Below are 21,757 nucleotides of genomic sequence, written 5' to 3' on the forward strand. Positions count from 1 at the left end.
GCGTCAAAATACCACAATTTGTTTGCTTATGCGACATCGGACGGAGGAGGTTCGGAGCTCGCCTCGGAGCGCCGCGACGCCGCCGGGCGCTTGCGCCGATCCGGCACATCGGCTAACCAAAATAATTAATCATCCAACGGGGGAGGTGGCCGCCTTGGCTTACGGATCATCGGCGGCGGATGCGGGAGACGGTTCGCCGCTGCTCAGGCGAATTTCGATCAAGTACCGCCTGCTCGCCGCGTTCCTGATCACGTCGCTGCTGCCGGTCGTGTTCGTCGCTTTGTATTCCAACATGAAGTACGAGGCTTCCATCACGAACAAGATCAGCGCGTCTTCGCAGCAGATTCTGGCCGAGCTGACCCAGAACATGACGCGGGAGCTCGAACAGTACGAAACGCTCAGCGAGACGATCATTATCAACAAATCGATCCAGGGCGGCCTGCCCAAGTTCGGCAAAATGACCGACTACGAGAAGAACGGGCTGCGGACGAGACTCAACGAGGAGCTTGCGCAGCAAATTTTCCGGCTTAGCAATTTGACGAACGTGGTCATCCTGACGAATGACGGTCAGACGATCTTCGATCTTGGCTTCGAATGGTATCCCGAGCTGCAATTCGACCGGCTGACGGATGCGGTGAACGGGTCGCCTGGCAACGCCTATTGGTCCTATATGCGCTCGAACCGGGGAGCGAACCGAATCGTGCTCAGCCGGGCGGTGTTCTCGGAAGACAACTTGAACGAGCGTCTCGGCTATGTCATGATCCTGATCGACGAGAAAGTGTTCACCCGCAATACGTACGGGCAAGTCGATCTGGGGACGGGAAGCAGCATCTATATCGCCAATGCCGAGGGCAGAGTCGTCTCGTCCGTGTCGCCGGACATTCCGCACGGCGCGGAGTTCGAGAAGGCCGAAGTGTTCGATCGCGCGACGGGCGAGCATCGGAACGAAGCGTTCTACGCGAATGTCGGCGGACGCAAGACGTTGACGGTAAGCTCGTATCTCCGGACGGCCGATTGGTACTTGATCGGGCTCGTGCCGCATTCTTTCCTCGTATCGGAGCTGAAGGACATGCGGGGCAACATCGTGCTGCTTTGTTTCGTGACGCTGCTGCTCTCGGGCGCGCTGGCGATGTGGATCTATTTCAGCATCCACAGCCCGATGAGATCGCTGCTGCAATACGCCAACCAAATTCGGATGGGCCAGCTCGAGACGAAAATCGGCCGATCGCATCCGGACGAGATGGGCAAGCTGACGGAGACGATTGACCGAATGGTCGAGCAGCTTAAGCGGCTCATTTTCCAAGTGGAGTCGGAGCAGCAGGCGAAGCGGGACGCGGAGCTGAAAATGCTTCAGGCGCAGATCAATCCCCACTTCCTGTTCAATACGCTGAATTCCTTGAAGTGGAGCGCGATGATGAGCGGCAACGAGTCGGTCAAGATGGGCATCGAGTCGCTGTCGGAGCTGCTTCGCAACACGATTCTCGTCAAGGAGGAGCTGATTCCGCTGGAGGCCGAGATCGCCAATCTGCTCCACTACGCGACAATCCAGCGCATTCGCTACGGCGACTCCTTCAAGCTGAGCTTCGCGATGAGCGACGGGGAGCTGTACGCGTGCCTCGTTCCGAAGTTTATTTTGCAGCCGATCGTGGAAAATTCCATCCTGCACGCCGGGACGGAGGACGGCCGCAGGGTGGGCATCCGGGTCGAGGGGATCAAGGAAGGAATGACGCTGAAGCTCGTTATCGCCGACGACGGCAAGGGCTTCGACATGAACGACGCGAGCGCCCGCAAGTCGTCTTCGCATGCCAAGCTGTCGGGAATCGGCATCGGCAACGTCGACGAGCGGATTCGCATCCACTTCGGGCCGACGTACGGCTTGAAGACCCGAAGCGCGCCGAACGAAGGGACGGAGACGGTCATTACGCTGCCGATCGTGGCGAAGGAGGAACGAAGCGATGTATAAGGTGCTGATCGTCGACGACGAGATGATCGTCCGCCATGCGGTCAAGACGTTGATCCGCTGGGAGGAAAGCCGCTTCGAATACGCGGGAGCCGCCGCCAGCGGAACGTCCGCGCTTGAGCTCGTCCGCGAGACGGGGGCGGACATCGTCATTACGGACATCAAGATGCCGGAGATGGACGGGCTGGAGCTGATCAAGCGGCTGACTTCGGAAGGCTTCGACGGCGAAGTGCTCGTGCTCAGCAACTACAACGACTTCGAGCTCGTGCGCGAAGCGCTGAAATGCGGCGCCCACGACTATATGCTGAAGCTGACGCTCAAGACCGAAAGCTTCATGGAGACGCTGGAGGAGATGGCGGACAAGCTGGACGGCCGAAGAGGGCGGAGCCGAGAGACCGCGCCGCCATCTTCTGCAGCTTCGGGCAGCGGCGATCGCAATCGGCTGGCGGATCTGCTAAGGGAGATGGACAACGCCGCCGCACACGGCTCTTCGTCTTGGCGGGGAGAGAAATTCATGGAACCGGGCCAGCGGGCTTACGCCTTCGTTGCCGTGCTCGGCAACGAGGAGCAGAACGTTCGCCGGGCCGGCGCTTTCCAGGATGCGCTGGACAAGCTGGCCGACGGTCTGTTCACGGGCAGCCGCTGGACCCGCGCGATCCGCACCGACTCGCTTCGGTTCCTGCTCGTCGTCGCTTACGCCGAGGAGGCGGCCGAGGCGAATCCGCAGGAGCTGGCGAGGCGTCTGACCAGCCTGTCGTCGATGTACTACAGCGTGCAGATCAGCGTCGTCTACGCGGCCGCCGCGACGAATGAGGAGGCGCTGGCGAGCGAACTGGCTCGCAGCCGGCAGGCGGAAGGCCTGCTCTTCTACTCGCTTCCGACGCTGGGCTGCCTGTCCAACCGGGAGGTCGCGACCGAGGAGGACGAGCGGTTCCGAGCGGCCGAAGCCGCGCTCAGGGACAGTCTGCGCAAGCCCGGGGCGGGTGCCATCGATCTGTGGACGGAGAGCGCGATGAATTTGATCGACGCGGCGGCTGAGCGGCGAATTCATCCGCGCGCGTTGAAGCGGGCTATAAGCGGGGGCATCTGGAGCTTGGCCAGCGCGGAAGCGATCGGAATCGGACGCGAATGGGACGAGAAGCCGTGGCTGCAGAAGGTGGAGGAGGCGGAGTCCGATTCGCAGCTCAAAGAGACGATTCGCGAGCTGGCCGAAGACGCCGCGGCGGATGCGGGCGGGACGCTCTCACCCAGAGCGGCGGCCCGCGAAGAGGTGCGCCAAGCGATCCGCTACCTTGAGGAGCACTATCCGCAGCGCGTCGCAATCGCCGATATCGCCGCGCAGGTGGGGTTGTCCGAGCCGTATCTGTGCCAGGTGTTCAAGGCCGATACCGGCCTCAGCATCCTGACGTACTTGAACGAGATTCGCATGGCGAAGGCGTACGAGCTGCTGTCCTCGGGCAAATACCTGGTCAAGCAGGCGGCGCTGGAGGTCGGCATTCCCGATCCGTTCTATTTCAACCGGCTGTTTCGCAAGCGCTACGGCATCGCTCCCAAGAACATAAAAACGACGTGACGCGCCTTCCGCCGGAACCTGTACGATTTTAAGACGAGAAGTCTCAAGATCGTACAGTTTTTTTCGGGACCGGGCCAGGGCGGTTTAAAATCGTCTATTAAGTTCATGCTTTTTGTTAATATGGCCGACAGCCCCGCAAGCTTATAATGGGACCAACAAAGGCTAAGGGGGTCACGAAATGAAACCAAAGAAATGGTTAACGACGGTCGCCGCTTCCGTCGTGGCAGTGTCGGTATTGGCCGGATGCGGCTCCAACAACAACAACGGCGGCAACGCAGCTTCTCCGTCGTCGCCTTCCGCGTCGGCAAGCGAGTCCGCAGGAGGCAAGCAGTTCGAGAACATGGAGCTGAACGTCGCGGTATTCCAGGGCGGCTACGGCCGCGAGTATTGGGACACGATCGCCGAAGATTTCATGAAGGACTATCCGGGAACGAAGATCAACATTACGGCCAGCCCGAAAATCGCCGAGCTCGTTCGGCCGAAGATCGTCGCGGGCAATCCGCCGGACTTCATGTATATCGCGGGCAGCGACAACCTGCCGATCATTAACGGACTGATCAAAGATAAAGCGCTGCTCGACCTGACCGAAGTATTCAACGAACCTGCGGAAGAAGGCGGCGCGCCGCTGAAGGACAAAATCCTTCCGGGCGTGCTGGAATCCCGTTCGAGCTCTCCGTACGGAGACGGCCAAGTCTACCTCGCGCCATACAACTTCGGCGTGATGGGTCTGTGGTACAACAAGACGCTGTTCGACGAGAAGGGCATCGCCGTTCCGAAAACTTGGGACGATTGGTTCGCTCTGACGGCGACTGCGAAGGACAACGACCGTGCGCTCTTCACGTATCAAGGCCTGTACCCGGGATATTTGGAAGAGATGATCGTACCGTCGATCTACAGCGTGGGCGGACAGGAAGCGCTCGACCAGTTCTACAACCTCGACCCGGAATTCTGGAAGAGCGATACGTTTAAGCAAGTATGGGGCCTGATCGAGCGGATCGCGAAGGAAGACAATGCGCTGATGAAGGGCACGATCGCGCTCAACCATACGCAATCCCAGACGGCGTTCATGCAAGGCAAAGCGATGTTCATCCCGAACGGCACCTGGTTCGAGGACGAGATGAAGGACGCGCCTCGCGAAGACGGCTTCCAGTTCGGCTTCCTCGGCGCTCCAGCCTTCACGGCGGATAAGCCGGCTATGGCGATGACGAACGTGGAACAGTTGGTCATCCCGGCCAAAGCGAAAAATCCGGAGCTGGCCAAGGAATTCCTGAAATACCTGTACTCCGACAAGAGCGTGAAGCTGAACGCGGAGAAATCCAAAGGCGTGCTTGCGGTGAAAGGCGCGGCAGACATGTCTAAGGAGTTCATTTCGGAGTCGATGTACAACGTGTACAAAGCGGTGGACGAAGGCATCGTGACGGTCAACGGCGCGTTCAAGTCCGTGGCCAAGGGCAGCAAGTACAATCCGAGCGATGAAATCTTCAAACCGATCTCCTCGATCATGAACAAGCAACTGACCGTGGACGAGTACGGAGCCAAGATGTACGACATTTTCACCGATGTTCAGAAGGAATTGGAACAAAACGGAGCGCAAGAATAGAAGCCTCCCGCTTTCCCGGAAACCTGCCGCGCGTTTGGACGAACCCGGCAGGTTTCCTGTATCTTGCGGGGCGGAAGGGATGTTGAAACTATGAGTATGAAAACAAGAAGGGGATTGTTCATCGCGGCTTGCTTGCTTCCCGGGCTCGCGCTGTTTCTCCTGTTCAAAGTCTATCCGACGATACAGATTTTCCAGAAATCGCTCTACTTGTGGACCGGCGTAGGCGACGAGCCGAAGTTCATCGGGCTGCAAAACTTCGTCGACATGTTCCATGACGACGTGTTCCTGCTCGCACTGCGCAATACGGGCTTCCTCATGCTGGTCGTTCCCGTTCTGACGCTGCTGATCGCGCTGGTCAACGCCTCCTTGCTCACGCAGTCCAAGCTGAAGGAAAGAGGCTTTTACCGGACGGTGTTCTTCTTCCCGAGCATTCTGTCGTTCGTCGTCATCGCGATTCTGTGGTCGTTCATCTACCACCCGACGATGGGCTTCGTCAACTCCGGGCTGGAGCTGCTCGGGCTCGGCGATTGGGCGATGGCTTGGCTGGGCGACCAGCGGACGGTGCTGTGGGCGCTCGCGGTGACGCTGATCTGGCAGGCGGCGGGCTATTACATGGTCATGTACATGGCGGGCATCGACGGCATTTCGCCCGATCTGTACGAAGCGGCCGGCCTGGACGGGGCGACGCGCATCCAGCAATTTTTCCATATTACGATTCCGATGCTGTGGGAGATCATTCGCGTGACGATTATCTTCAGCATCAACGGCGTTCTGACGATCAGCTTCGTCATCGTGTCGGTCATGACGGCCGGCGGACCGGACCGTCATTCCGAAGTCGTCATGACCTATCTGTACAGCCAGGCGTTCACGAACTCCAACTTCGGCTACGCGATGGCGATCGGCGTGTTCATCTTCATCATCTCGCTGCTGCTTGCGCTGATCAGCAACAAATTGACCGAGAGGGGGTCGCACTAAGATGTCCGCATATTCCGCATCCCTGCAATCGGGCAGGAAGTCGTCGGGCGGAGCCGTCGGAAGGCTGCTCGTCCGCTTGTTCCTGATCGTGCAGGCGCTGATCGTCGTCTATCCGCTGCTCTGGAACGTCATTGCCTCGCTCAAGACGAACGCCGAGGTGATGGAGAGCCCGTGGTCTTTTCCCACGACGTTGAATTGGGACAATTACGTTCGCGCCTTCACAACTGCCAAAATCGGCGACTACATGTTGAACTCGGTGCTCGTCGTCGCCATGTCGATGACGGTGCTGCTGCTCGCGGCCATCCCGACCGCTTACGTGCTCGGACGGATGAGATTTCGCGGCCGCTCGTTCCTGACCAATTTCTATATGGCCGGCCTGTTTATCGGCGGCGTCTACATTATCGTGCCTCTGTTCATCATGATGAACGACCTGAGCATGCTCGACAATCGGTTCTGGCTCAGCGCCGTCTACGCGACGGGCAGCTTGCCGTTCTCCGTGTTCCTGCTGACCGGGTTTATGAAGTCGATTCCGCACGATTTCGAGGAAGCGGCGATGATCGACGGCTGCGGCTACTTCGGCACGCTGTTCAAGGTCATCATGCCGATGGCCCGTCCCGGCATCATTACGCTGATCGTATTCAGCTTCTTCGACTTCTGGAACGAATACGTGCTGGCGATGACGTTCATTACGGACGACGCCAAGAAGACGATTCCGATCGGCTTGTCCAACCTGATGCAGATCCAGCAATACGCGACCGATTGGGGCTCGTTGTTCGCCGGACTGGTCATCGTGCTCGTACCGACCATCGCTGTCTATGCGCTCCTGCAGAAAAAACTGACGGAGGGCATGATGTTGGGCGGAGTAAAAGGATAATCGGGGATATGCGGCGAAGATAACAGGGAACCCAAGGGAATTCCAAGGGAAACCAATCATCGGAGAGGGGTTGTCGCGCAGGTGGCAACGTTCGGCATTCAAGGAAACGACTTTGTATATGAAGGAAAGCCGATACGGCTATTGTCCGGAGCGATCCATTATTTCCGCGTCGTTCCGGAATATTGGGAGGACCGTCTGCTGAAGCTGAAAGCCTGCGGCTTCAATACGGTAGAGACTTACGTGGCCTGGAACGTCCACGAGCCGAAGGAAGGCGAGTTCGACTTCGAAGGCATCGCCGACGTGGAGCGCTTCATCCGGCTGGCGGGCGACCTGGGGCTTCACGTGATCGTGCGTCCGAGTCCGTACATCTGCGCGGAGTGGGAGTTCGGCGGTCTGCCGGCCTGGCTGCTGGAGGACGCCAACCTGCGTCTTCGCAGCTACGAAGAGTCCTATCTGGCCAAGGTCGACGCGTATTTCGACGAGCTGCTGCCGCGGTTTAAGCCGTTATTGTGCACCAATGGCGGACCGATTATCGCGATGCAGATCGAGAACGAATACGGCAGCTACGGCAACGACAAGAAGTATTTGGGCTATATCCGCGACGGCATGAAGAAGCGGGGCATGGACGTGCTGCTGTTTACTTCCGACGGCCCCGAGGATCATATGCTGCAAGGCGGGATGGTCGAGGGAGTGCTGGAGACGGTCAACTTCGGCTCGCGCGCGGCGGAGGCGTTCCGCAAGCTGAGGGAATATCAGCCGGAAGGCCCGCTTATGTGCATGGAGTTCTGGAACGGCTGGTTCGACCATTGGATGGAGGAGCATCAATCCCGTCCGGCGGCGGACGTGGCCGAGGCGCTCGAGGAGATGCTGGCGGAAGGCGCTTCGGTCAACTTCTACATGTTCCACGGCGGCACGAACTTCGGCTTCTACAACGGGGCGAATCATATCCAGCGCTACGAGCCGACAGTGAACAGCTACGATTACGATACGCTGCTAAACGAATCCGGCGAGCCGACGGAGAAATATTGGGCGGTGCGCAAGGTGCTGGAACGGTACGCGGAGCTGCCGGAGGCGGAGCTGCCCGCGCCGATTCCGAAACGGGCGTACGGGGAAGTCCGGCTGGAGGAGAAGGCGGATCTGTTCGGACAATTGGATCGTCTGGCGACGCCGGTGCAGCGCACGAGCCCTGAGCCGATGGAGAAGGTCGGACAGGCTTACGGCTTCATTCTGTATTCGACAACGGTGACCGGACCGAGAAGCGGCATGAATCTGGTGCTGCAGGAAGTGCGCGACCGGGCGCTCGTCTTCGCGGACGGCAAATATATCGGCACGACGGAGCGGTGGAATCCGGTAGAGCTTCCGCTTGAGGTTCCGGCGGAAGGGCTGCGTCTGGACATTCTCGTGGAAAATATGGGACGCGTCAACTACGGCCCTCTGATGCGCGATCCGAAGGGAATTACGGAAGGCATACGGCTGGGCAACCAGTTCCTGTACGATTGGACGATCCGTCCGCTTCCGCTGGATTCCTTGGAGGCGTTGGAGTTTGAAGGGAATGACGGACAGCAGGCAGTCGGCGGTTCGGCGGAGGAACCCGACGCGTCGGGTACGGCAGGATCGCTTCCGACGTTCTATCGCGGCACGTTTAACGTGGAGGAGAAGGCGGATACGTTCTTACGCCTCGACGGCTGGACGAAGGGCATCGCTTTCCTGAACGGGTTTAATCTCGGCCGGTACTGGGAGGTCGGCCCGACGCGCACGCTGTACGTTCCCGCGCCGCTGCTGCGCGATGGAGAGAATGAGCTGATCGTGTTCGAGCTTCACGGCACGGAGACTCCCGTTGTCCGTCTGACGGATCAGGCGGATCTGGGCTAAAGCGCTGAGAGCCGCTCGCTGGCTCGGGCAGCGGCGGTTAGCGAGGACGCGGAGACGCGGACGGAAGGACAATGGAGCGGTGAAACGGGGAACGGAGGGTTAACGGAATGGGAGTGTCGATACGGGAGGCCGCGCGCATCGCTCCTTCGCCTCGGCAGTTGGCGTGGCAGGAGCTGGAGTTTTACGCGTTTATTCATTTTACGGTGAACACGTTTACGGATATGGAATGGGGGCTTGGCGACGAGAGCCCCTCCCTGTTTAATCCGTCCGAGCTGGATGCGAGGCAGTGGGTGGCGGCTTGTCAGGCAGCGGGGATGAAGGGACTGATTCTCACCTGCAAGCATCACGACGGGTTCTGCTTATGGCCCAGCGCTTATACGGAGCATTCGGTGAAAAGCAGTCCGTGGCGCGGCGGCCAAGGGGATCTCGTGCGCGAAGTATCCGACGCTTGCCGGGAAGCCGGCTTGAAATTCGGCGTCTACTTGTCGCCATGGGATCGCCATGAGCCGAGCTACGGGGATTCGCCGGCTTACAATGCGTTCTTCCTCAGTCAGCTGCGCGAATTGCTCACCGGTTACGGCGAGCTGTTCTGCGTCTGGTTCGACGGAGCGTGCGGCGAAGGGGCGAACGGCAAGCGGCAGGTGTACGATTGGGATGCGTATTACGGCTTGATTCGCGAGCTTCAGCCGAACGCTGTCATCTCCGTCTGCGGACCTGACGTGCGCTGGTGCGGCAATGAAGCGGGACATACGCGGAAGTCGGAATGGAGCGTCGTTCCCGCGACGATGCGGGACAACGAGAAGATCCAGGCCAATTCGCAGCAGGCAGACGACGGCGAGTTCGCCAAGCGCGTCGGCTCGGAGGACGAGGACTTGGGCAGCCGCGCCGTGCTTGCAGGAGCGAGTGAAGCGGTCTGGTATCCGGCCGAGACGAATACGTCGATCCGTCCCGGCTGGTTCTACCATGCCGCGGAAGACGACCGCGTGAAGACGGCGGACGAGCTGATGGAGCTGTACGAGCGGACCGTCGGAGGCAATTCCACTTTCCTGCTCAACTTGCCGCCGGACAGAAGGGGACTCCTTCACGAGAACGATGTCGCGCGGATGAAGGAACTGGGCGAGCGGATCAGACGGACTTACGGCGCCGACTTGGCTTCCGGAGCTTCCGTCCAGGGATCTGCTGGGAAAGATGCGGCGCACGGAGCGGAGCGCTTGACCGACGGCGACCGTTCGACGTTCTGGCAGGCTCCGGAAGGCGCGGAGCTTGCCGAGTTCGTGATCGAACTCGGAAGCGAGCTCGCGTTCGATCGCGTCGTGCTTGCGGAGAACATACGCGAAGGTCAGCGCATCGAGCGCTTCCGGCTGGAGGCGTCGTCCGGAGACGGGGAATGGCGGCTTCTGTACGAGGGCACCGTCGTCGGCTACAAGAAAATTTGCCGCTTCGCCGAGACGACCGCCAGCCGCTTGCGCCTGACGATCGAGGAGTCTCGCTGGAGCCCGACTTTGACCAGCGTCGGCGTGTATCGGAGTGTGGCGGTCGAGGGATAAACAGAGGGGCTGTTTGCTCCGAAGACCTGCTTAAAGACGGCTATCAGCTCGAAAAAAATGGCGCTGCAACGGTGATTCCGCTGCAAGCGCCATTTTTGTTGCTACGATTGACCAGTTTGCGTACATGCAAAGCGAGTTGTTCTAAGAAATCGTGCAACGCCACCCAAATGACGGTCAACCGGAGGGCGTTGTTCTAAGAAATCGTGTAACGTCACCCCAATGACAGTCAAACGGAGAGCGTTGTTCTAAGAAATCGTGCAACGTTCAAGTTTTCTTCGGCTTAATGGCCAGCACTCCCAAGTGAGTGTCGACCAGATAGAGAGTCCCTTTTTCATCGACGGCGATGTCATGAATGGAGTTCTTGCAAAATGGTGAAAGGTATAATGCGACACCTTCCACCATTTTACTACAATAGGGGATTCATTCCTACGCAGCGGGATTTATTTTACTTTAAGAGACTTGTAATAAGCGGAGAAGACATCGGCAAACGCCTCCGCCGCGAGACGGCTTTCCTCCAGCGTATTGTTGGCGCCGCCGATTTCGAGCAGCAGACTGCCGGGAGAGAGTGATTGATTGTATTCCCCGTTGCCTTGGTGGGCGCTTTTGGAGATGACGCCGCGGGACAGACCGGGATACTTCTTGTTCAGCCGCTTGTTCAGCTCTTCGGCCAGCTTCTGGTTGGCGGCGTGGTTCGGATGGGCGGTGCCGATAACGAACAGGATGCGTGCGTAGTTTTTGCCTTTGATTGCGACCGTCGTATTTTTGCGCGGAACGTCCGCGTCTCTGTGAATATCGAAGAAATAGGCCAGTGAAGGATTAGCCTTCTTGGCTTTGGAAATGGCTTTGCGAGATTCCGCGTAGGATTGCGAGAAGCCCAGCTTCTGAACCCTCAGCCTCTCGGCAAAATCCGTGGTTTCCACCAAAGAACGGATTCCCGCCTTGTTCAGCATTTCTCCCAAATGTCCGCCTACCAGAGTAATGTTGATTTCGGGATCGTCGACGGAGGAGCCTTTGGCGTTGCGTGCGACGTTTTTCCAAGATTCCCGGTTATGGGTGTGATAGATGTATACTTTCGGCACGTCGCCTTCATCGAGATTCGTCTTGACGACCCAATTGGCTACGTAGGCCCGATTTCCGTCTGCAAGCGAAACGAGATACCAATCTCCCTCGACCGCGGCGATCGGCAAAGTATCTCCCGGGGCGGCCTTGCCTACGATGTCGTAGTCCAGTCCCGGTCCGCTGCGCAAATTGGTCGTGTCCACGAAAACGACGTAGCGAAGTGGATTTTCGGTCTCGACCACCCAACTGGCGACGTAAGCGCGATCCCCGCTCGGAAGCGGCACGACGTACCAATCTCCTTCCGTATTGACGATCGGCAGCGTAACTCCAGGCACGGCTTTGCCTACAATCTCGTAATCCAACCCCGGTCCGCTCCGCAGATTGGTGACATCCACGATTTTGACGACGCTTCCGGGCGTCGCGACGGATGAATTCTGGCCGACCGATTCATTTGCCGATTCAGTCTCGATGGCGGGGGCGGCTGGCGGGGATTCCCCGTAAGCTTCGGAAGCGGAAACGAAAGAGACGAATAGTAGCAGGACGACTGCGGCTGCACGGGTTGCGATTTTACGAAGAAACAAAGCATCCTCTCTCCCTGTTCGAAAATTCGTTTATACATTTTTCGACAGGAATGAGGGTAAAACCTTCTATTTTTCGCAATTTTGACAACGGGAACATATGTTTGATATAGTGGGTGATAGAAAATCAGATTCGACGAGTGAAGCACACTCCGATCAGCGCGGCAACGCGCCTGGAGTGTGCTTTTTTCGCGTTTCGCGGTTATCGTGCCAGAGGGGATGTGGTGTATAATGAAGGTAACGGATCGGCGCAAGAAGGAGAAGCTGAAGCTCGATCAAATGATGCGCGTGCTGTTCCGATTATCCAAACGGCTGACGGTACAGCTGATCAGCGGCTTGTTCGGAGAGCAGTTTGCGACGGAGGATGTAAAGTCGATCCATTACGGCAATGGCGAGTTCGTCTTGGACGAGTACGAACGGATCGTCGGCGATCTGTTCCTGAAGCTGGATACGCGCCGCGGCTTGTTTCAATATCATGTCGAGTTCCAGACGCTTAACGATCAGTCCATGGTTATACGCATGTTTCGCTATGGCTTCGAGAAGGCGCTGGAACTGGCCGAGGGCAGCGCAGACAACGGGCTCCCACTGCTCGCCTTTCCCAGACAAATCGTCATTTTCCTGGAGGAAAACGAAGCGATCGGCGAAGAGCTCGCCTTCCGGATGCGGCTGCCGGACGGAACGGAGACGGTCTATACGGTGCCGGTGCTGCGGTACTGGACGCTGTCGCCCCGCGACTTGCAGGAGCGGCGTCTGTTCGCGCTGCTGCCGCTGCAGGTGTTCGGCTCGCGCAAGAACATGCGGCTCATCGCCGCCAGTACACGCACGGACGACGAGAAGCGGCAGTTGTTCACGCGGGAGTTCGCGCGCTTGAAGGAGACGATCGGGGAGACGCTGGACGTCATCCGGGACCTGCATCAGCAGCGGCTGCTGCCAACCGGCGACATGGACCGGATCTTGCAGGTGCTGGGGAACATCCTGAACTACTTATACCGACATTACGGTGAATATAAACAAACGGAAGAGGAGGTGCGCCGAATGTTCAAAACCTATATTCCGGAAGCGATGAAAAAAGGCGAAAAAAAGGCCAAAATCAAGGTTGCCCGCAATTTGCTGAAAATGGGCTTGGATGTAGGCATGATAGCGAAAGCGACGGAGCTGACCCCCGAAGAAGTGACGAGCCTGCAGAAGAAAAAAAGTTCTGTCCAGTAGTCTAAGGTACTGCTTAAAGGAACAAAGGCCCGCCATAGGCGGGCCTTCGTCATATTAGGATTATTGCTTAGCGACTTCCTCGGCTTCGATCTCCGTTGCGATTTTCTCGTAGGTCTCGTCGCTGAGGAAGCGGCGGGCTCCAAGATAGCGCTTGGCATAATAGCTTTCATCGAGCGAGGTAATCGTTACGCCCTTGGAAGCGGCGTGGGCAAACTTGTTCTTGCCGATGTAGATTCCGACGTGAGAGACGCCGCTGCCGCTCGTATTGAAGAATACGAGGTCCCCAGCGCGCAGTTCGTCGTCGGAGATCTTCTTGCTCTTCTCCCAGCTGTACATGTCCCGCGAAGAGCGGGGCAGGTCGATGCCGAGTTGATCGAATACGTACCCGGTGAAGCCGGAGCAATCGAATCCCTTCGGTGTCGTTCCGCCGTACTTGTAATCCGATCCGATCAGCGGAGCGATCGCTTTGTCGAGCTTCGAATCCGCGAATACGCTGCCGACCTGGAATGCCAAGAGCAAAGCAAGGCCAAACAAGAAGACTGAAACTTTACGCAAAACAGGCGACTCCTTCCAATGCCTACGAGGTTAGCTTAAGGGTTCGGTAGAAGGTCCCCTATGGCTCCTTTGAAGCAAAGCCAACTCACCCGAAAAGATGGTTCCCCCGTTCCCCGATTCACGGGAACTCGGCATTTTATGATTTCTTTAGCTTTATATATTCGGTTATCCTGACGAATTTCCTGCATCTTCTATATTAGAATTCCTTAATCTAGGGACGGCCATTAGGCTCGGATACCCCTCCTTTCGTCCCGAATGTATCCCGCCGATAATAACGCCAAACCCCGGCTGCGGCCAGCAAGCGGCGCAACCGGGGAATGTCCCGGGAAGAATATTGTCGATTGTCGGGACGTGATAAGCCTACGATTTCGCGTCTCGCCATACGTGAAACTGGGATGCGGAAGTCCACAGCTTCAGCAGGGAGCGCACGAAGTGAAAAGCTTGATGCAGCGTCACGGCGAGGAAACCCGACCAGAGCAAGGAGATTGCCCAGGCTGCGGCGGACACCGCAAGTCCGATGCCGAGCATGACGAGCGTAATGCCCAGCAGGGGGAAGGCCCGGCGAAACGCCAACCCCAAACTTCTGACGATACCTTCCCGCGCAGCGGCTCCGAACTGCATGAATTGGCAGACCAGATGTACGGCGAATCCGTACAGCAGCCATGAGGCCGCGTAAGGGAGCAGGTCGAGGAGCCAATTCGTCAGCGAAGGCTCGGAGAAAAAGCGGTCCTTGGCCAGCGGCAGCAGCCATGCGGCGGGAAGCAGGATGAGCGCGTTCTCCATCCAGTAGAGCAGGGTGACCGGCTTCCATGCCCGTCGCACCCCGGACAATACCCGCGTTCCTTCCTCCTCGGCGGAGTGGCGGAAGGAGTAAAACAATCCGGCATTGATCAGGGGGGTCAGCACCATCCTCAGGAGAAGCAGTCCGCCGAGCAGCCAGAGCACGTCGTCGACGAGATCTGTTTTCAGCAGGCGGAACTGGGCCTCGATCAGGAACAGATGGGCGGCGTCGGAATTCGGATGTTCGTCGGGATAACGCGCGAGCACGGGCGTTACGACCGAATCGACGAACCGGTACAGGAAAAATCCCCACAGCAGACGGTACAGGAACAGGAGAACCAATACATATTTATGCCTGACGGTCATGTCCCATCCCATTTTTAGTCTTTCGCGCATTTTCTTTCCTCACCTCACCAGGCCAATGATCCGAACAGACCTTCTATGATCTGGGTGATTCCGGTTGCGTACCGGGTACGCTGTTCGGGCGGTACTTCGGCTTTGAGATAATTGTTGTACTTGCGATTGTCGAGCACGATATGGTTGCCGGGATCGATCGTCGCGTAGAGCAGCGGGGAGGCCGACTCCAGCTTGAGCTGAACGTGGGGCTGAACGCCGTCCCAGCGCTTGCGTACCGACTGGCCGTCCTGGAACTGCAGCCATACCGATACCGATTCCGGGCTGCCCCCGTTGCGCCGAAGCAAGACGATGCTCTCGTAGCCGGTGTCCGTCTTTCTCGTCTGAATCGTTTCCACCGAGAAATCCGCCATTTCGCCGCGCTGCACGTAAGCCCGGAAGAAGTCGGTCCATTTCTCCTTCGTCACCGTCTCCACGACTTTCTGGAAGTCCGAGAAAGAAGGATGCTTGAACTTGTACTTCTGAAAATAGGTTCGCATGATCTTGCTCATCGTTTTGTCCCCGACTTGCTTCTCCAGCGCGGAGAGCACGAGCTTGCCCCGCAGGTAGACGTTCTCGGCGTATCCGTCCGAGGAGCTGAACTTCCAGGAGGAGAGGCTCAGCGGCTCGGGATGGGTCATATAGCTGGCCTCGATCGGCAGATTGGGCAGTACGCCGTAAATGCTGGCCATCAGCTTGTCTTCGGTGTAGGACGTAAAGCCTTCGTCCAACCAGGCTTCTTCGAATTCGTTGGAAGCGACGAGCCCGTACCAGTATTGGTGGGCGATCTCGTGGACGAGCGTTCGTTCCAGCTCGTAGCCGGGATTGTCGTCCCGGGCCGACGCTCCGGTGACGAGCGTCGGATATTCCATGCCGCCGGCGCCGTTGCCGCTTGCCGGAGGGACGACGACAGAGAGAGTGGAATAGGGATATTCTCCGTACCACTGTCCCAGCTTGGCTAACGCGGACTTGGCGGCGTGCATGTAGCGGTCCTTCAAGTGCTGATGGAGCGGGTCCAAATACAGCTTGATCCGAACTCCGGGAATTCCGGGCGAAGAGAACGAATCCTCCACGTACACGAAGTCCGGAGAAGCCGACCAGGCGAAATCGTGCACGTCGTCGGCATAGAACTGGAAGCTTTTGCGCCCGCCGGAGACGGCCGGGGTTTTCGTAAGGAAGCCGGTAGCCGCTACTTTATAACCGTCCGGAACCCCGATGCGAACGCTGTAGATGCCGAAGTCCGAATAAAATTCGGAATCTCCGTGGTATTGGTGCAGATTCCAGCCCTCGGAGGCGCGCCCCCTCATGCCGGACGTCTCGTAGACGGGAATTTTGGGAAACCATTGGCCGGCCATGACGAAGTTGCCGGATTTGCCCATGCGGGCGAAGATTTCAGGCAGCAGAACGTTGAACTTCATGCGCAAGGTGACGGATTCCCCAGGCTTGACCGGTTCGGGTAGCCGGAAAGCCGCCAGCGTGCGGTCGTTGCGGTTGCCGTCGTCCGGCTGCACGTAATGGACTCTGGGCAGAAGTGTTTCCCCTTCCTCTGTGGTCAGAGAGGTAAGCTCCATCCCGCCGTAGCCGCCTTCTTTCATTTTGTCTCCCCTGAGCTTTCCTCCCGATTCGCGCAGGAACGTACTGCCGGGCGCGAAGGCGTTCGGATATAGATGAAGGTACATCTCGGAGACCGCTTTGCGCCCGGGATTTTTCCAGGTAACGACCTGCTCTCCCAGCAGGGTTCCGCTGTTCTCGTCGAGCGAGACGGAGATATGGTATTCCGTTACGCGGTTGCTGAGGACGACGGCTTGCGGTTTCTGCGGAACGTCGGGCCCGGGATTGGGCTCGGACTTGGCTTCTACCGCGGGCGAGCCGGCGGCGGGAAGATCGGACAAGGAAGACGCGGGCAGGGCGTATTGATCGACCCAAGCGTCGGCAAACCCGAATCGGACGGACATGACAAGTACGGCAGCGGCGGCGACGAATAGCAGCATTCGCAGCGAACGGCGCTTAGGCATACGGATAACCCTCCCGTTGACAAGCATCTACGAGATATATATGTAGGTTGTCCGCGGATTATATCTGGAGTTTCGGGCCAAGCTACTATGAATTGTAGTTGACAGGGATTTCGCAAATCTTTTAATATGAAGGAAAAGTGCAAACGTTTGCGCAAAATGAGAATCGAGGAGTTGGCAGCATGAACGGAAAATGGTGGAAAGAAGCGGTCGCCTATCAAATTTATCCCCGCAGCTTTATGGACGGCAACGGGGACGGTATCGGGGATTTGCCGGGCGTCATCTCGAAGCTCGATTATTTGAAGGAACTCGGCGTCGACGTGCTCTGGATCTGTCCGATCTACAAGTCTCCCAACGACGACAACGGGTACGATATTTCCGATTATCAGGACATTATGGACGAGTTCGGCACGATGGCCGATTTCGACCGTCTGCTGGCAGAGGTTCATTCCCGCGGGATGAAATTGATCCTGGATCTGGTCATCAACCATACGTCCGACGAGCATCCGTGGTTTATCGAATCGCGTTCGAGCCGGGACAATCCGAAGAGAGACTATTATATTTGGTCCGACGGGAAGAACGGAGCGGAGCCGAACAACTGGGAGAGTATTTTCAGCGGCTCGGCGTGGGAGTACGACGAGGCTACCGAACAATATTACATGCACGTATTTTCTACCAAACAGCCGGATTTGAATTGGGAGAACCCGCAAGTCCGCCAAGATCTGTACGCGATGGTCAACTGGTGGCTGGACAAGGGCATCGACGGCTTCCGCGTGGACGCTATTTCCCATATCAAGAAGGTTCCGGGTTTCCCGGACATGCCGAATCCGGACAAGCTGCGCTATGTGCCTTCCTTCGAGGGCCATATGAATCGCGAGGGCATCCATGTTTTCCTGCAGGAGATGAAGAGCGAGACGTTCGACAAATACGACGTCATGACCGTCGGAGAAGCGAGCGGAGTGACGGTGGACGACGCGGAGCTGTGGGTCGGAGAACGGCGCGGCGCGTTTAATATGATTTTCCAATTCGAGCATATGGGGCTGTGGCAGAAAACGGCGGACGGTTCCGTGGACATCCCGGCGCTCAAGAAGACGCTCACCCGCTGGCAGAAAGGGCTCGAAGGAGTCGGCTGGAACGCGCTGTTCCTCGAAAACCACGATCAGCCAAGATCGGTATCGACGTGGGGAGACGACCAAACCTACTGGGAGCAGTCGGCCAAAGCGTTCGCGACGATGTATTTTCTCATGCAGGGGACTCCGTTCATCTACCAGGGGCAGGAGATCGGGATGACCAACGTCCAATTCCCTTCGATCGACGACTACAACGACGTAGCCAGCAAAAACCTGTACCGCACCGAGCTTGAAAACGGCAAAACCCACGAAGAGATCATGCGGGTCATCTGGAAAAACGGCCGCGACAATTCCCGGACGCCGATGCAGTGGAACGATCTCGACCAGGCGGGCTTCACGACCGGTACGCCTTGGCTGAAGGTTAACCCGAACTATAAGGCCATCAACGTCGAGAAAGAGCTGGAGGAGCCGGACTCGATTTATCATCATTACCGGAAGCTGATCGCGCTGCGCAAAAACAATCCGACGGCGGTATACGGCGCGTACGACCTGATTCTGCCGGAGCACAAGCAGATCTATGCCTATACGAGAACGCTAGGGGAAGACAGGCTGCTCGTGATTGCCAACCTGTCCGCCGAAGCGGCCGCAAGCGGGCTGCCGGACTCCGTCATTTATTCTTCGGCCGAGCTGCTGCTGATCAGCGGAGAGTCGGGAGACCGCAACCTGCGCGATCTCCGACTTGCTCCTTACGAAGCGAGGGTTTATCGTCTCGTTTAAGCTTCCGCGATCAGCGGGCTTGGCTGCCCGAGATACATCAGCGTGAGACGGTGAAGCGCGCGCGTGCAGGCGACGTACAGAAGCTTGGCGTCCTGCGGCGCGGCCGCATAGCGGCGGTCGTCGGCATCCGCGACGAGCACGGCGTCGAATTCGAGTCCCTTGGCCAGATACACGGGGACGACGGTAATGCCTCCTCGGTATTGGGTCTGGTTCTCGGAGATGAGATTCGCTTCGATGCCGCTTGCTTGCAGCAGCTCAGCCAACCTGGCGCAGTCGTCGTCCGTGCGGCACACGATCGCGATCGTCTGCATGCCGCGCTCCCGGTTGTCCCGGATGAAGCGCTCGATGCGAGGGAGACGATCCGTCTCGCCGTCCAGCTTGGCGACCTCCACCGGATCGCCGCTGCGGAAGACCGGAACGGCAGGGGGCAGGCTCGTGCCGGTATGCGGCAGGATGCGGTTGGCGAACTCGATGATTTCAAGCGTCGAGCGGTAGCTTTGCTGCAGGGCGTGATAGGAGCGGTATTCCTCTGCGAATACGTCGGACAGCTCCTCCCACCTCTGCACGCCGCGATACGCATGAATGCCCTGGGCCAAATCCCCGAGAATCGTGAACGAAGGCTCGCTCATGAACGCGTTCAGCAAGGCGATCTGAAGCGGGGATACGTCCTGGGCCTCGTCGACGACGACATGGTCGAACGAGAGTTTCTCCGCGCCGTTGAAGGCATAATGGATCCAGACGAGCGCGGGCAGGTCCTCGTGCCGGACTTCGCCTTTTTTCAGATAGGCTTTCGTGCTCTGAACGATGCTCTTGGGGATGTCCGCCGCGCCGTCCGCGGAGAACAAGCGCTGATAGAAGCTTAGGGCGTCCGCCTTGGGCAGCTTGTTCACGTAAGCCCTTAGCCGCTGCTTGCCGGTCTTGGCCTTATCCTTGCGGATCTTCGGGTCGCCGATCTCTCCGAGCTGCATTTCCAGCCAGCGGTTGATGCGGGCTTGCAGCCGCTCCAGCCGCGGGGCGAGCGGGTAATGGCGGTATTCCACCTCGAACCATTCGCGAATGTTGGCGGCTGGCAGCACGCGGCCCTCCCAAGGCTCGAACGGCTGAGGTTCGAGGAAGTGCGTTTCCAGGCTCCTCAGTTGCTCGTCCAGCAGCGCTTTGAAAGCGAGCGATCCCTTATATCTTCCCGGCGTTTCGTCGTCGATCTGCGGCCTGGCGCCTGCGAGTGAGAACCACAGTTCTCCTTCGGAGGCGTCTTTGGCCAGCTTGACGTTGCCGCTGAGCCGGTCGAGCGCCCAATCCGCGAACGTCGTCTGCTTGACGTCGCCGACGCCGAGCTCGGGCAGGACGCCGGAAATATAATCGAGGAACATCGTGTTCGGCGCGAAAATAATCATCCGCTCCGCGCGAATCTGCTGCTGGTACTGATAGAGCAGGAAGGCGAGCCGATGCAGCGCGACCGTCGTTTTCCCCGAACCGGCCGCACCCTGGATGATCAGCGCCTTGTGGCGCGGAGCGCGGATGATGCGGTCTTGCTCGGCCTGGATCGTGGACACGATGTCGCGCAGCTTATTGTCTTTCTTGTCTCCGAGCTTATACAGCAGGAATTCGTCGTTCAGGCCGATATTGTCCCCGCCCCGCTCGTAGCTGTCGACGATTCGTCCCAGCTTCCGGTCGCGGATCGACAGGTTGCGCTTGCGGTAGATGTCCCCTTGGATCGTTCCGTCCGGCGCATCGTAGGAGACGGGCGCATCGCCGCCGGTGAAGGAGTAGAAGAGGCTGGCGACCGGCGCTCTCCAATCGATGACGTACGGCTCGCCGGTATCCTGGCGGTCCATGCCTCTCTTGCCGATATACAGGGGCAGCGCCGCGGTTTTCCCGTTTTCCTTGAAGTCGAGCCTGCCAAAGTAGGGTTCCTTGTCGAGCAGGTCGAGCCGACGGCGGCTCTCCTCCCGTTTCTCTTCGAGCAGCTGCTCGGTGAAATCCTGTCCCCGGTAGACCGGGCCGATGCCGGATCTCTGGCGGTCGATCTCCCCGAACGTCTCTTGCAGGCGCTCCTGTTCCTCCCGAACAACCGGGCTTTGCGTATCCATAAGTGCGATTCCTCCTTGCGTTGCGTATTGACTTCACCTATTGTGGCGCATTTTTGCAAAAAACAATAGACTTATGTTTTCCGTTTTGTTATGATGTTGAGTACAGAATTACCTAAAATAGACAGAACAAACGTTCGCGTCGATAAACATCGCATAAAGAAGCGGGAGGGACTCGAATTTTCGAGGGTCTCGGTCCCGGCTTTTTCTTATGTAACGGCATTTAGAGGGGGCTGACCATGGATAATCCGAATCAACCGACGGAGAAAAAGAAGCTGTCGCTTAACGTCGTCAGCAACAAGGAACATAGAGGTTTCGGCGCGGGCTCGATCGACCTGAGCCAAGTCGCCTGCGTCATAATCGACGGCGGAGAGGCGTATATCGATGTAGGCGCGATGCATGCCAAGAGCAAGATTGAGAAGGGGATCAGGTTTTCTCCAGACAAGTCTCTCGTGCCGAACGGTCGTCCGGCCTGGATCGTATGGGTGGCCGTCGACCGCAACGAGACCGGCTCGTACTACGCCGGCGCCACCTCGTGCGAGATGCTGATCGACTCGGAGGCGAGAAGGGGCTGGAAGGTGCTGCCCGATCACGTCAACCGGCTCGACGCCGCTATCAAGCGCAAGTATATGCTGGACAACATCGGCCCGGAAGAGCAGGCGGCGCTTCGCAAGCTGCTCATCGAGCACAACGAGGAATGGTGGAACAACTCTCCTCAGGCGTTGAAGGATTTGCTTGTGTAGCATGGGCGGATCAATATGAAAATGGCGGTGCAGGGACATATGTGGTGTCCTTGCGCCGCTATTTTTTTTGTATAAACAGTCTACGTTCAGACA

The 21,757-nt window shown here is 58.1% G+C and carries 15 protein-coding genes and 1 riboswitch; of the genes, 10 read left to right on the forward strand and 5 right to left on the reverse strand.

The window, feature by feature from the left end:
- Window positions 1-154 precede the first annotated feature (154 nt).
- From B0G52_RS13220 to B0G52_RS13250, 7 genes are all read left to right on the forward strand, one after another.
- Complete coding sequence (locus B0G52_RS13220; RefSeq protein ID WP_233162646.1) at window positions 155-1,963, forward strand: cache domain-containing sensor histidine kinase; 1,809 nt, start codon at window positions 155-157, stop codon at window positions 1,961-1,963.
- Window positions 1,956-3,533, forward strand: coding sequence for a response regulator transcription factor (locus B0G52_RS13225; RefSeq protein WP_094044938.1), 1,578 nt, complete (start codon window positions 1,956-1,958; stop codon window positions 3,531-3,533). Before B0G52_RS13220 ends, B0G52_RS13225 begins: the two co-directional genes overlap by 8 nt.
- Window positions 3,534-3,711: 178 nt before the next feature.
- On the forward strand, window positions 3,712-5,133 hold the full coding sequence (locus tag B0G52_RS13230) for a carbohydrate ABC transporter substrate-binding protein (protein ID WP_094044940.1): 1,422 nt from the start codon (window positions 3,712-3,714) through the stop codon (window positions 5,131-5,133).
- A gap of 90 nt (window positions 5,134-5,223) precedes the next feature.
- Window positions 5,224-6,108: a carbohydrate ABC transporter permease gene (locus tag B0G52_RS13235; protein WP_094044942.1), complete on the forward strand. Its 885-nt coding sequence runs from the start codon at window positions 5,224-5,226 to the stop codon at window positions 6,106-6,108.
- A gap of 1 nt (window position 6,109) precedes the next feature.
- Window positions 6,110-6,982 (forward strand): carbohydrate ABC transporter permease, encoded by an 873-nt coding sequence (locus B0G52_RS13240; RefSeq protein ID WP_094044944.1) that lies wholly within the window; start codon window positions 6,110-6,112, stop codon window positions 6,980-6,982.
- Window positions 6,983-7,063: 81 nt separating this feature from the next.
- Window positions 7,064-8,854 carry a glycoside hydrolase family 35 protein gene (locus B0G52_RS13245; protein ID WP_094044946.1) on the forward strand — a complete coding sequence of 597 codons (1,791 nt, stop codon included), beginning with the start codon at window positions 7,064-7,066 and terminating at the stop codon, window positions 8,852-8,854.
- Window positions 8,855-8,961: 107 nt separating this feature from the next.
- The gene (locus B0G52_RS13250; protein WP_094044948.1) at window positions 8,962-10,401 is read left to right on the forward strand and encodes an alpha-L-fucosidase; all 1,440 of its coding nucleotides are present in this window, start codon (window positions 8,962-8,964) and stop codon (window positions 10,399-10,401) included.
- 440 nt (window positions 10,402-10,841) lie between these two features.
- Here B0G52_RS13250 and spoIIP read toward each other — a convergent pair whose 3' ends face one another.
- On the reverse strand, window positions 10,842-12,041 hold the full coding sequence (spoIIP, locus tag B0G52_RS13255) for a stage II sporulation protein P (RefSeq protein WP_233162648.1): 1,200 nt from the start codon (window positions 12,039-12,041) through the stop codon (window positions 10,842-10,844).
- Between the two features lie 228 nt (window positions 12,042-12,269).
- Here spoIIP and B0G52_RS13260 point away from each other — a divergent pair, with 228 nt between their 5' ends.
- Window positions 12,270-13,247, forward strand: coding sequence for an RpnC/YadD family protein (locus B0G52_RS13260; RefSeq protein WP_094044950.1), 978 nt, complete (start codon window positions 12,270-12,272; stop codon window positions 13,245-13,247).
- Between the two features lie 60 nt (window positions 13,248-13,307).
- Here the strand turns inward: B0G52_RS13260 and B0G52_RS13265 are convergent, their stop codons facing one another.
- The 3 genes from B0G52_RS13265 to B0G52_RS13275 all read right to left on the reverse strand — a co-directional run bounded on the left by B0G52_RS13265 (window position 13,308) and on the right by B0G52_RS13275 (window position 16,990).
- On the reverse strand, window positions 13,308-13,802 hold the full coding sequence (locus B0G52_RS13265) for a C40 family peptidase (RefSeq protein ID WP_094044952.1): 495 nt from the start codon (window positions 13,800-13,802) through the stop codon (window positions 13,308-13,310).
- Window positions 13,803-13,806: 4 nt separating this feature from the next.
- A riboswitch (cyclic di-AMP (ydaO/yuaA leader) is annotated at window positions 13,807-13,946 on the reverse strand.
- 216 nt (window positions 13,947-14,162) lie between these two features.
- Complete coding sequence (locus B0G52_RS13270) at window positions 14,163-14,978, reverse strand: hypothetical protein (RefSeq protein ID WP_094044953.1); 816 nt, start codon at window positions 14,976-14,978, stop codon at window positions 14,163-14,165.
- 14 nt (window positions 14,979-14,992) lie between these two features.
- On the reverse strand, window positions 14,993-16,990 hold the full coding sequence (locus B0G52_RS13275; RefSeq protein ID WP_094044955.1) for a M1 family metallopeptidase: 1,998 nt from the start codon (window positions 16,988-16,990) through the stop codon (window positions 14,993-14,995).
- 179 nt (window positions 16,991-17,169) lie between these two features.
- Here B0G52_RS13275 and B0G52_RS13280 point away from each other — a divergent pair, with 179 nt between their 5' ends.
- Window positions 17,170-18,834: a glycoside hydrolase family 13 protein gene (locus B0G52_RS13280; protein WP_094044957.1), complete on the forward strand. Its 1,665-nt coding sequence runs from the start codon at window positions 17,170-17,172 to the stop codon at window positions 18,832-18,834.
- Here the strand turns inward: B0G52_RS13280 and B0G52_RS13285 are convergent.
- The gene (locus B0G52_RS13285; protein ID WP_094044959.1) at window positions 18,831-20,924 is read right to left on the reverse strand and encodes a HelD family protein; all 2,094 of its coding nucleotides are present in this window, start codon (window positions 20,922-20,924) and stop codon (window positions 18,831-18,833) included. The genes B0G52_RS13280 and B0G52_RS13285 overlap by 4 nt on opposite strands.
- 236 nt (window positions 20,925-21,160) lie before the next feature.
- Between B0G52_RS13285 and B0G52_RS13290 the strand changes: the two genes are divergently transcribed.
- Entirely contained in the window at window positions 21,161-21,664 is a 504-nt protein-coding gene (locus B0G52_RS13290; protein WP_094044961.1) for a YwhD family protein, read from the forward strand.
- Window positions 21,665-21,757: the final 93 nt, after the last annotated feature.

Source organism: Cohnella sp. SGD-V74 (genome assembly GCF_003001675.1).
Taxonomy (GTDB): Bacteria; Bacillota; Bacilli; order Paenibacillales; family Paenibacillaceae; genus Cohnella.